Annotated in this window: 10 protein-coding genes; all 10 read right to left on the reverse strand. The window is 52.9% G+C overall.

Annotated elements, in window-relative coordinates; translation table 11 throughout:
• Window positions 1-27 precede the first annotated feature (27 nt).
• The 10 genes from rsmA to recG all read right to left on the reverse strand — a co-directional run bounded on the left by rsmA (window position 28) and on the right by recG (window position 11,906).
• Entirely contained in the window at window positions 28-816 is a 789-nt protein-coding gene (gene rsmA, locus HRU77_02010; GenBank protein QOJ19580.1) for a 16S rRNA (adenine(1518)-N(6)/adenine(1519)-N(6))-dimethyltransferase RsmA, read from the reverse strand.
• On the reverse strand, window positions 806-1,816 hold the full coding sequence (gene pdxA / locus HRU77_02015; GenBank protein QOJ19581.1) for a 4-hydroxythreonine-4-phosphate dehydrogenase PdxA: 1,011 nt from the start codon (window positions 1,814-1,816) through the stop codon (window positions 806-808). Before pdxA ends, rsmA begins: the two co-directional genes overlap by 11 nt.
• Entirely contained in the window at window positions 1,806-3,137 is a 1,332-nt protein-coding gene (locus HRU77_02020) for a peptidylprolyl isomerase (protein QOJ19582.1), read from the reverse strand. Before HRU77_02020 ends, pdxA begins: the two co-directional genes overlap by 11 nt.
• A 45-nt stretch (window positions 3,138-3,182) precedes the next feature.
• Complete coding sequence (locus HRU77_02025) at window positions 3,183-5,390, reverse strand: LPS-assembly protein LptD (protein QOJ22030.1); 2,208 nt, start codon at window positions 5,388-5,390, stop codon at window positions 3,183-3,185.
• Between the two features lie 141 nt (window positions 5,391-5,531).
• The gene (locus tag HRU77_02030) at window positions 5,532-5,879 is read right to left on the reverse strand and encodes a DMT family protein (GenBank protein ID QOJ19583.1); all 348 of its coding nucleotides are present in this window, start codon (window positions 5,877-5,879) and stop codon (window positions 5,532-5,534) included.
• Between the two features lie 4 nt (window positions 5,880-5,883).
• Entirely contained in the window at window positions 5,884-7,347 is a 1,464-nt protein-coding gene (ubiD, locus tag HRU77_02035; GenBank protein ID QOJ19584.1) for a 4-hydroxy-3-polyprenylbenzoate decarboxylase, read from the reverse strand.
• 9 nt (window positions 7,348-7,356) lie between these two features.
• Window positions 7,357-8,226: a 4-hydroxybenzoate octaprenyltransferase gene (gene ubiA, locus HRU77_02040; GenBank protein QOJ19585.1), complete on the reverse strand. Its 870-nt coding sequence runs from the start codon at window positions 8,224-8,226 to the stop codon at window positions 7,357-7,359.
• The gene (locus HRU77_02045; GenBank protein ID QOJ19586.1) at window positions 8,223-8,765 is read right to left on the reverse strand and encodes a chorismate lyase; all 543 of its coding nucleotides are present in this window, start codon (window positions 8,763-8,765) and stop codon (window positions 8,223-8,225) included. The genes ubiA and HRU77_02045 overlap by 4 nt, the downstream gene beginning before the upstream one ends.
• A gap of 145 nt (window positions 8,766-8,910) precedes the next feature.
• Complete coding sequence (locus HRU77_02050; protein QOJ19587.1) at window positions 8,911-9,816, reverse strand: hypothetical protein; 906 nt, start codon at window positions 9,814-9,816, stop codon at window positions 8,911-8,913.
• Between the two features lie 56 nt (window positions 9,817-9,872).
• A complete protein-coding gene (recG, locus tag HRU77_02055; GenBank protein QOJ19588.1) occupies window positions 9,873-11,906 on the reverse strand; it encodes an ATP-dependent DNA helicase RecG in 2,034 nt (677 codons plus the stop codon).
• Window positions 11,907-11,934 lie beyond the last annotated feature (28 nt).

Below are 11,934 nucleotides of genomic sequence, written 5' to 3' on the forward strand. Positions count from 1 at the left end.
GCGAAAAACCTAGACCGCTATTTGGAATCAGCCGGAGCGCGGTACAAATCCACAGGACAAGAAATTCGCGATCGCGGCAAACTCATTCACCGATAAATTTTCCGCGCGCAGCCCCGGATCAATGCCCAACGCGCTGAAATCATCGCTCGTCAAATGCTGCTGCAAGGTATTGCGCAGCGTTTTGCGGCGCTGCGAGAATGCCGCCGTGACAATTTGCGAGAATAGCGCTTCATCCTTGACGATTCGCGTTGACGAATCGCGCGGAATCATACGAACAATGGCCGATTCGACTTTCGGCATGGGGCGGAACGATTGCGCCGGAACGCTGAACACATATTCCATATCGAAACGGTATTGCAGCATGACGGAAAGCCGCCCGTAATCGGACGTAGCGGGCACACCAACCATACGATCCACGACTTCCTTCTGCAACATGAAATGCATATCGAGAATATGCGCTGAGAATTGGCTCAGATGAAACAGCAAGGGTGTCGAAATGTTGTAAGGCAGATTGCCGACGATACGTAGCTGCTTGCCTAGTGCGGAAAAATCGAATTTCAATGCATCGGTGGCGTGAACGGTCAATTGATCCGGTGTGAATTCCTTATTCAGCCGCGCCACGATATCGCGATCGATCTCGATGACATGCAAATGACCGGCGGCTTGGCGCAAAGGACGCGTCAATGCGCCCAAGCCCGGGCCGATTTCAATTAACCGATCGCCTTCTTGCGGACGAATTTCAGCGGCGATTTGCGCAATGATGTGCTGGTCGACCAGAAAATTCTGACCGAAGCGCTTGCGCGGATTATGACGCATGGCGGAAAAATTGCGCTTGATTCTTGGTCAACTGCACGGCCATTTCAATAGCCGTCAATAAACTGCCCGGGTTCGCACGGCCTGTTGCGGCCAACTCCAGCGCGGTACCGTGATCAACCGAGGTGCGGATGATCGGAAGCCCTAATGTGATATTCACGCCACCGCCGAAACTGGCGTGTTTCAGAACCGGCAATCCTTGGTCGTGGTACATGGTAAAAATACAGTCGTATTGCTTGAGCTGCGCCGGATTGAACAAAGTATCCGCCGGGATCGGGCCGATCAGTTGCATGCCTTCCGCGCGCAATTTATTCAGCACGGGAATAATGATGTCGATTTCCTCCCGCCCCAGATGACCGGATTCGCCGGCATGCGGATTAAGCCCGGCAACGGCGATGCGCGGCTCTTCCAGCAGGAAGCGTGTAATCAGATCGCGCTTAATGATGCGTAATTTGCTTTCGATTCTGTCCGCCGTGATCGCCGCAGCCACATCTTTCAGCGGCAAATGCGTAGTCGCCAGCGTTACCCGCATGTTACCGCCGGTCAGCATCATGACCACCGGACTATGCAGCAACTCCGACAAATACTCGGTATGGCCGGTAAAAGGAATCCCGGCGTCATTGATCACGCCTTTGTGCACCGGGGCCGTCACCATGCCGTGGAAGCGGCCGGATTGGCAGGCCGTAACCGCGAAACGCAAAGTTTCCAGCACATACTGCGCATTCGCCGGATTAAGCGTTCCCGGAACAGCCGGTTCCGCCAACGGCACATGGATGAATTGCAAACTGCCCGGCTTGTGCAGCTCGGGCGTAGCAACCGAAACATCGATTAGTTTCAGCGGCAGCTTGAGTTGCCGCGCTCGCGCCAGCAATAACTCACCATCCGCGATGACGATCAATTGGCACGACAGCGGATGCTGCGCAATCTGCACGCATAAATCGGGGCCGATACCGGCAGGCTCGCCGGGGGTCAATGCCAGTGCCGGAAAAAATCTAGTGCTCATGTTCATCGTCCAATCGGTATTCCACATATGCCTGATCGCGCAATTGCCGCAACCATTCCTGCACCACCACATCGGCCTTGCGTGACCGTATCGCTTGTCGTGCCGCCTGGCGCCGCCGGTCTTGGCTGATATCCTGCGAGCGACGCTCCAGCACTTGAATCAAATGCCAGCCGAATTGCGTTCGGACAGGATCACTGATCTGACCCGGCAGCAATGCGTTCATGGCCCGCTCAAAATCGGGTACGGTATCGCCCGGTGAGAGCCAGCCAAGATCGCCGCCGGACGATGCGCTGGTATCTTCGGAATACAGTTTCGCGACTTCTTCAAAATTTTCTCCTCGATCCAACCGCTCCTTAACTTGAAGAATCTTCTGCTTGCCGTCGTTTTCCGAAGTCAGTTCGTTAATTTTGATTAGAATATGGCGCGCGTGCGTCTGATCGATGATGACGGTTTGTGTTTCCTGAGCACGCCTGCCAAGCAGCTTGAAAATATGAAAACCGCTTGGACTCTGCACCACCGGCGTCACGTCACCAGGTTGCATCGGTTGCAGTAGCTCCGCGAAGGTCGGCCCCATTTGGGTGATCGGACGCCATTCGATGATGCCGCCGGTCTTGGCATCGGGTGCATCGGAAAACTCCGCCACAACCTGGGAAAATTCGACGCCTTGCTTGATTTTTTCGTATGCCAGTTTTGCCCGCTCGGCTCTTTGCTGAATTTGGCTGGGGGCGGTATTTTCCGGCACCAGTATCAGCACATGTGCAAGGCGGTATTCGTCCTGTCCCTCGGAAGTCGTTTTCTGCGTTTGCAGGTAATTATCGACTTCTCCTTCGGTCACATTAACTTGATGCTTGACTTCACGCTCCTTAAGCCGTGCCATAATCATTTCTTCACGAATTTCATCACGGAATTTGCTATACTGAATTCCGTCTTTTTCCAATACCGCGTGGAATTCCGGCAGCGACAATTTATTATCCGCTGCAATCCGCTGTATGGTCTCGTCCAATTCGCTTTGACTGACGGCTAAACCAACTTCCTTGGCATGCTGTAATTGTATGTGCTTCATGACGACCGATTCCAGCACCTGTTTCTCCAGCGTGTGTTGATCCGGCAATTGAACACCTTGCTGCTGCAAGCGGCTGACCGCCAATTTGACCGCATCGTCAAGCTCCTGGCGCGTGATGACATCTTCGTTGACAACCGCCACGATATGATCGATTGCTTTTGCGGCCGGAACAAATTGCAGCTCTTGCGCCGCCAGAGGATTCGTTAGTAGTAATACGAGCAGCGGAAAGAAAATGCAAAAACTGTTGCTTCTATGCATAGAATGATAAAGCTTGATGATAGGTGCAATAGGAGAAATCAACGCTCAATGAATACTGGTATAGCCGGGGATACTTTGCTGCAACACTTGCAGCGGATTGTTGCCGAGCCCCATCAATCCTTTCAACTCGAGCTGCACAAAAAACGCGGTGGTCGTGGTATGCGTTGCGGTCGTCAACCGTTGCAGTACTAAGCGCAAAGCCCAGCAGCACGAGTTATATTCAAGACCCGCCAATCCGGCCAGAATTTTATCGTCCAGCAACGAATAATTGACCCGGGTAACGCCATGCCAATTGCCGCCGAGCGGCCATTGCATCGAAGTATCGACTTGCTCCAGCACACCCCGGGTGAAGCGGTAACCCAAATTGAGCACTTTGCCGGTTTCCGGCTGGTAACTGATACCGGTACGGACTTTTTCAATCCAGAGATTGGATTCATCCATCTGAATATTGGAATCGGTGCTGACACTCCGCGACAGTCTCCCCGATATCGCCGCAATAAAATCCGACCGGCCGCTAGTCACTTGGGGAAGGGGCAACCGCACTTGGGGATCGGTAAAACTAATTTGCTGTCCAACCGCAAGCCGTAAATATTCGATTCCTGTTCCCTGTTCAACAAATCGCGTTGTCAAAGCGGTCACGGCACGATTGGCGTCATTGATACGATCACCTCCGCTGAAGCGGTTTTCCGTCAGTATTTGGGCGAAACTGAAGTCATTGACCGCGGAATCGAAGTTAGGCAGATAATCCTGGTTACGGTAGGGTGCATAAACATAAAATAAACGCGGTTCCAATGTTTGGACAAAACTCTTACCGCCGATTTCAACTTGCCGGTCAAATGCAATGCCGCTATCCCAACTGAAAATCGGCACGGTGCGATCGATGCTTTCGCCTTTGTCACCGGCTGGTTTGTCCAGATTGTAGTGCGTGTAATGCAAACCGAATTTCGGCATGATGTAGCCGAATTCGTTGCGTAATGGCAGGCTGATGTTTGGATAAAGTATCAGACGGTTGCCGTCCGTGAGGGTCGGGTGATAAAAATTGGTCCAGCTGCTTTTCAACTCGAAATCCATTTTCCCCACGTTATATTTCACCGCATTCAGAGAAAAATGCGGCAAACGCTCGTAGGGAGATACAAACAACGCCAGCGGATCCTGTATGGTCTGGAAGCGTTGCGCAAACCCGGTGAATTGCAGCGCGCCATCCCTGCCCCAGCGGCCGTTATAGGCCACGCCGCCTTGTTGCGACAAGTTGGTTAAGCTGGTTTGCGCCAGATTGGGAGTCAATTGACGAAAGTACAAATCGTCGGACACTTGATTGTAATTGAGAAAACCTTGCCAGCCCCTGCCGAAATCCTGCGTATGGGTATATAAAACCCCCCAGCGGGTCCGGTCGGTATTGATATCCACCGGCAGAATATCGAACAGCAAATGACCGTTCATATTGTTATTGCCGATATAGCGCAGCTCGTTGCTCAACAAGAAACCACGCATTGTCATCAGCCGCGGTGTTATCGTGGCATCGATATTGGGCGCGATATTCAAATAGATGGGCAATCCCACATCAAAACCGGTTTTAGCGTTATAGCCCAGTACCGGCGACAGCAATCCGGTTTTCCGCTTGCCACTATAGGAAAAGTTTAACCACGGCGAATACAGAATCGGCACGTCTTTGAACACGACGCTGACATGCTTTGCGGTACCGACTTCTTTCGCATTATCGACTTCGAGCTCTTTGGCACGCAGGTACCAATCATGCCTTCTGTCAGGACATGTCGTATAGCTGGTCTCCGTTACGCGATAATGATCCTTACCCTCAAGATACAAGACATCGCCAGCGCCGCGGCCTCTGCCCTTTTTCATCGAATAGCGCGGCTCGGTTAATTGACCGACTTCGGTTTCGACATTCAGTTCGAGTTTTTTGCCTTTCAGAATATCCTTGGGTCTTTCCAGGCGCACATTCCCTTCCACTTCGGCATCTTCGGTCTGTTCGTAATATTTCATACGGTCGGCGCTGAGTGTATTGTCGCCCTGCTTCAAAACAGCATTTCCAGTTGCCTCGACTTCTTGCTTGTAATAACCGGTAATGCTGTCAGCTTCAATAAAAACGGGTTTTTTTTGCGGCTTGACGACAGGTTTATGTTCGTTCTCACCTTCACCTTCGCCTTTTGTTCTGGGAGCGACGCAGCTGCTCCATCCGGTCAATGGTAAAGTAAGTAATAAAACCAGAATGAGTAACCGCTGGGTGACGTGCATCTTCATTCCAGGTTTATTGCGCAATGCCTATCCATCTGATTCAATTATTTGTATCCTTTTGAGTAGCTTCGTATTGTACCCTTTCTCGCATTTGATGATCTATCGAAAAATAAGGATTTTGCAGGATAAAAAAACAAAACCTCATGCGGGTGTGCGGAACATGAAATAAACCGCCCCCACCATGCACAACGCCGCCCAGAGATAATCAAGCTTCAACGGCTCCTTCAAATAAAAGAGTGCGAACGGCACAAATACTGTCAATGTCACGACTTCCTGCAAAATTTTCAGTTGCGCGACCGAAAGCACCGAATAACCGATCCGGTTGGCCGGAACTTGCAGCATGTATTCGAAAAAAGCGATACCCCAGCTGACCAAAGCGGCAATGATCCACGGTTTGTGGTTCAATTCCTTCAGATGCGCGTACCAGGCAAACGTCATGAAGACGTTGCTCATGATCAACAATAGGATAGTTTGCCCAATCTCGCGCATGGTACTAAATCCCGAGACCCTGCCAAATCGCATCGATCCGCTGCTTAATCGCGCCGTCCATCACAATCGGCGTGCCCCACTCGCGGTTCGTTTCACCGGGGAATTTATTGGTCGCATCCAAACCCATTTTGCCGCCCAATCCGGAAATCGGACTTGCGAAATCGAGATAATCGATCGGCGTGTTTTCCACCAGCAACGTGTCGCGCACCGGATCGACCCGGGTGGTAATCGCCCAGATCACTTCCTTCCAATCGCGCACGTTGATGTCGTCATCGGTGACGATGATGAACTTGGTGTACATGAATTGACGCAAGAAACTCCAGATGCCGAACATCACACGCTTGCTGTGCCCGGCATACTGCTTTTTCATACTGACCACCGCCATGCGGTACGAGCAGCCTTCCGGCGGCAGGTAAAAGTCGGTAATTTCCGGGAATTGTTTTTGCAGCAGCGGAACGAATACTTCGTTCAATGCCACGCCGAGAATGGCGGGTTCATCCGGCGGTTTGCCGGTGTACGTGGAGTGATAAATCGGGTTGCGGCGCATGGTGATGCGGTCGATGGTAAATACCGGAAAGGTTTCCTGTTCGTTGTAGTAGCCGGTATGATCGCCGTAAGGTCCTTCCAATGCGGTTTCGCCGGGATGAATCGCGCCCTCCAGTACAATTTCGGCGCTCGCCGGCACTTGCAAATCGTTGCCGATGCACTTCACCACCTCGGTCTTGGCGCCGCGCAATAATCCCGCGAACTGGTATTCGCTCAAACTATCCGGCACCGGCGTCACAGCACCGAGGATAGTGGCCGGATCGGCGCCCAAAGCCACCGCGAGCGGATAAGGCTGACCGGGATTTTGCAGACAGAATTCACGGAAATCCAGCGCCCCGCCGCGATGCGCCAGCCAGCGCATGATCACTTTGTTGGGACCGATCACTTGCTGGCGGTAAATGCCCAAGTTCTGCCGGGTTTTGTTCGGTCCCCGGGTCACCGTCAAACCCCACGTGATCAGCGGTGCGGCATCGCCCGGCCAGCAGGTTTGCACCGGTATCCGGCTCAAATCCACATCGCTGCCTTCCCACACGATTTCCTGACACGGCGCGCTGCTCAATTCCTTCGGCGCCATGTTCAATACTTGCTTCAACATCGGCAATTTATCCCAAGCGTCCTTCAATCCCTTCGGCGGATCGGGCTCTTTCAAATAAGCCAGCAGTTTGCCGACTTCACGCAACGCTTCGACCGATTCCTGCCCCATGCCGAGCGCCACGCGCTTGGGCGTACCGAACAAATTACCCAGCACCGGCATGGTGTGTCCTTTAGGGTTTTCAAATAACACCGCCGGACCTTGCGCTTTCAGGATGCGATCGCAAATTTCCGTCATTTCCAGTTTGGGATCGACTTCAATTTGAATACGTTTGAGCTCGCCCAGCGCTTCCAATTGCGCCAGAAAATCACGCAGGTCTTTATATTGCATGGAAAATCCTTAGTGCGGAAAAAGGAGAAAATCGAGCGCGATGCCGGCAAACACTGTCATCCCAACCCAGTTGTTGTGCAAAAAGGCCTTAAAGCATAACACCCGGTCGCGATTGCGGATCAGCGTATATTGATAGGCCATCAGGCCGCTGGCTACTGTCAATCCGGCGTAATACGCCAGATTCATCTGCTGCATCTGTCCGATCGCCAGCATGATCGCAATGAAGCAGGTGTGGCACGCCATGACACCCAGCACATCAAACCGGCCGAAAGTAATCGCCGAGGTTTTGATGCCGATTTTCAGGTCATCCGGCTTGTCGACGATGGCGTAAGCGGTATCGTACGCGATCACCCAGAACAGATTGGCCAGCATCAAAATCCAAATGATCGGCGGCAAGCTGCCGGTTTGCGCGGCAAAAGCCATCGGAATGCCGAAACTGAACGCAATGCCCAGATAAGCTTGCGGCATGGCAAAAAACCGTTTGGTAAAAGGATACGAAGCAGCCAAAAAAAGTGCGGGCACCGATAACAAAATTGTCAATTGATTCAACGGCAGGATCAGCAGGAACGCAATCAGACTCAATCCTGCTGCCAGCAGCAAAGCTTCTTTGGAACTCACCCGCCCCGCCGCCATCGGCCGGTTCTTGGTGCGTTCGACATGCGGATCGATTTTACGGTCGGCAAAATCGTTGATGACGCAGCCCGCGGAGCGCATCAATACGGTGCCCAGCACAAAAATGACCAGGATCTGCCCATCGGGCAATCCTTGCGCCGCAAACCACAGCCCCCACAGCATGGGCCACAGCAACAGTAAAATACCGATCGGTTTGTCGAGCCGCATCAATTGCGCGTAGGTTTTGATTCGGTCTGCCAAGTTCATAACGGTAAATTCAAGATAGCGGGTAAAAACACTTCGGTCACTAAAATCGATTGGCCGTGCAAGGTAAATAACGAGCGCCGCGCCCACAGATCAGCCGGTTTCTCCGGCAAACGGCTGCAAGCGCGATCGTACAAAAAATGCCCGCTGCCGACTTTCTTAAATTGCAGCGGCGTGCGTTTAATTTTCGGATTGGTAAACAACACCGTCCCTAAAGACTTATTGCCCAAGCCGCTCAATCCCCGCCATGCGCCGCGCAAATTCCTGCGCGCCACCACGGAATGCGCGAACACCACCGGCGTTTGATCGCAATACAGATACACTTCCCGCACCAATGCCCATTCACCGGAACGCAACCCCATGACATCCGGTTCATCGCCGTACACCCGGCTCAATGATTGAAACACCGGCTGCACGCGAAATTCATTGCAGCGGACTTGAATGCGCCGGGTCAACGATCCGCGGTCCTGCAACCAAACCCGCTGATGATAGGAAACCGCCGTCAATGCCGGATACCATGCCAGCGGATGCGTATTATTCATTGAGACAAAGCGGTTAATTGGATGGGTTGCATGTAAAAATCGGCGACCGGAATCAAGCTAAGCCGTAGCGAAAATTAATGGATCGGGATTATACAACAGTCTCAAAAGAGGCAATTGTAAAAACCGGAGCGCCAGGATAAAGCGGTCATGCCAGTATTTCATCCACCGGTTTGAGCACATCCGGACGGTCGGGATCGTTGATCAATTCCAGCAGATTGATCTCGATATTCCTCGAAATCGCCGCTAGCGGCAGGTCGTTCGGATGTGTGCCGAAGGGATTTTCGATCTCATCGCCAATTGCGTCCAATTCGAAAAACGCATAAGAAATCATCAGTACCACAACCGGCGTCAGGACACCGGTCGTTTCCACCAGGCCAAACGGCAAAAACAAGCAATACGCCGCAACGATGCGGTGAATCAGTACCGAATAGCTAAATGGAATCGGGGTATTCTTGATACGCTCGCACGCACCCAGGATATTCGAGAATTCGTTAAGCTGCTGCTCCATGAAAGGATAATTGAAACCGCCCAGCCATCGGCGCTTGCGTGCTATCGCCAGATCCCGGCCCAGTTGCTGCAAAATTGCCAAGGGACGATGCTTCGCGGCGGTCATCTGGTCAAAATCTTCCGCTGGCAAAAATTTCTTTATTTCATCGGACGGATCCTGATCGCGCAAATGGCAACGCAGCGCATGCACGAACGCAATGATCCGCTTGACAAACACGGCACGGAAACGCTGCACTTCCTCGCTATCCTGCCGCGAATCGATCATGTGGCAAGTCTGCCGCGTCAGGCTGCGCGTGGTATTGACCAATGCGCCCCAGAGCTTGCGGCCTTCCCAGAACTTATCGTACGACGCGTTATTACGGAAGCCCAGGAAGATACCGACCGCCACGCCGATCAAGGCAAACGGCGTGGTGGTCAGCGTGTATTTCTGGATGTTGTAATACAGCTCGACATATGTCACCACGATTGCCACCACGGTGACCGTCAGAATGCGCGGCCAGGTCTCCACAAAACTGCTGCCGCGAAAACTGAACAGTAACCGCATCCATGAGATTTTCTCTTTTACAATCACTTCACTCTTAACCTTTCTTTAATTTTTTATCAAACCCGCAAATAACCGGCTTTTTCACCGAGCCAGCGCGCAATGTGCTGTTCCGCCAATTGCGGATGATTGTTGAGCAACTCATCCGCCGTGGCTTGAGCCGCTTTCAGTAAATCGCCATCCTGTTCGAGATCGGCAAAACGTAGCAGCGGTACGCCGCTCTGCCGGGCGCCGAGAAACTCGCCGGGACCGCGCAATTGCAAATCCTGCCGGGCGATTTCAAAACCGTCGCTATGCTCAAAAATGATTTTGAGCCGTTTGCGAGCGATTTCAGATAATGGCTGTTGAAACATCAGGATACAAATACTGGCTGCCGTGCCGCGCCCGACGCGACCGCGCAATTGGTGCAGTTGCGACAACCCCATGCGCTCGGCATTTTCGATCACCATCAGCGACGCATTCGGCACATCCACGCCGACTTCAATGACCGTCGTCGCCACCAGCAACTGGATGTCTCCTTGTTTGAACGCTGTCATAACGGCCGCTTTTTCCTGCGGCGGTAAACGCCCATGCACCAAGCCGATACGCAAATGCGGAAACACTCGGGTTAAATTTTCGCAAGTCTCTATCGCTGTCTGCAGTTGTAAGGTTTCTGATTCCTCGATCAACGGACAGACCCAGTAGACTTGCTTGCCTTGTTCGCAAGCCTGTTGAATCCGTGCAACGATCTCCTCGCGGCGGTTATCGGCGATCAATTTGGTCACAACCGGCGACCGGCCGGGCGGCAATTCATCGATGACCGACACATCCAGATCGGCGAAATAACTCATCGACAACGTGCGCGGTATCGGCGTCGCGCTCATCATCAACTGGTGCGGCACTTGACCTGATTGCGCGCCCTTCATGCGCAACGCCAGACGTTGGTGTACGCCGAAACGGTGCTGCTCGTCGATAATCGCCAAACCCAACTGGTGAAATATCACTTGATCTTGAAACAAAGCGTGCGTACCGACAGCAAGCTGCGCGGCGCCGCTGGCAATTTCTTCCGATACGGCTTGCTTTTGCTTCTTTTTCTGACTGCCGGATAGCCAAGCCACATTGATTCCCAACGGTTCAAACCAGCTTGCCAGCTTCTGAAAATGTTGCTCGGCGAGAATCTCGGTCGGCGCCATGATGGCGGCTTGAAAACCGTTTTCAATCGCCTGTAGCGCGGCCAAGGCAGCCACGATCGTTTTGCCACTGCCAACATCGCCTTGCAACAAGCGTTGCATCGGATAAGGCGAAGTCAAATCACGGCTGATTTCTGCGACGACTCTCATTTGCGCAGCGGTCAGTTGAAAACTAAGCCGCGCGAGAAACGATTGCTGCAATGCGCCCTTTTGCGCCAAGACCGGTGCGGCATGGCTGCGCCGCTGCCGGTAATGCAAACGCATCGATAACTGCTGCGCCAGCAATTCGTCGAATTTGATCCGCCGCCAGGCCGGATGCGTGCGCGCTTGCAGTGCTGCCAGCGATACCTCGGGCGGCGGATTGTGCAAGCACACCACGCTGTCGCGGAAACTTGCCAGCCGGTATTTCCGGATGATGTCATCCGGTATCGATTCGGTCAGCATTTGCCGGTTATTCTGCAACGCTTGTCCGATCAGTTTGCCGATCATTTTCTGCGTTAAACCCGCTGTCACCGGATAAACCGGTGTCATCGTATCCGCCAGAGATTCTCCGGCATGGACAATGCGGCATTTGGGGTGCACCATTTCCGCGCCGAAAAAACCGCTGCGCACTTCACCTAACAACCGCACACGCTTCCCCGCAGCGTAGCTTTTGATCTGACTGCCGTAGAAATTCAGAAAACGCATGACCAGCACGCCGCTGCTGTCTTCAACCTGACAAACCAGTTGCCGCCTGGGCCGGACTACTACTTCGCTATGTACGATGACGCCTTCGACTTGCACCGTCTGCCCCTGGGGCGCATCGGCAATGGCAAACAGCCGCGTTTCATCTTCGTACCGGATCGGCAAGTGCAGAATCAGATCCAGATCGTTGCGAATGCCTAAGCGCGACAGCTTTTCCTGCACAGCAGAATGGGCAGTCATCGTGTTGTTTGTGAGCTTACCGCTGTCC

The organism is Gammaproteobacteria bacterium, from assembly GCA_015709615.1.
Lineage (GTDB): Bacteria > Pseudomonadota > Gammaproteobacteria > Burkholderiales > Nitrosomonadaceae > Nitrosomonas.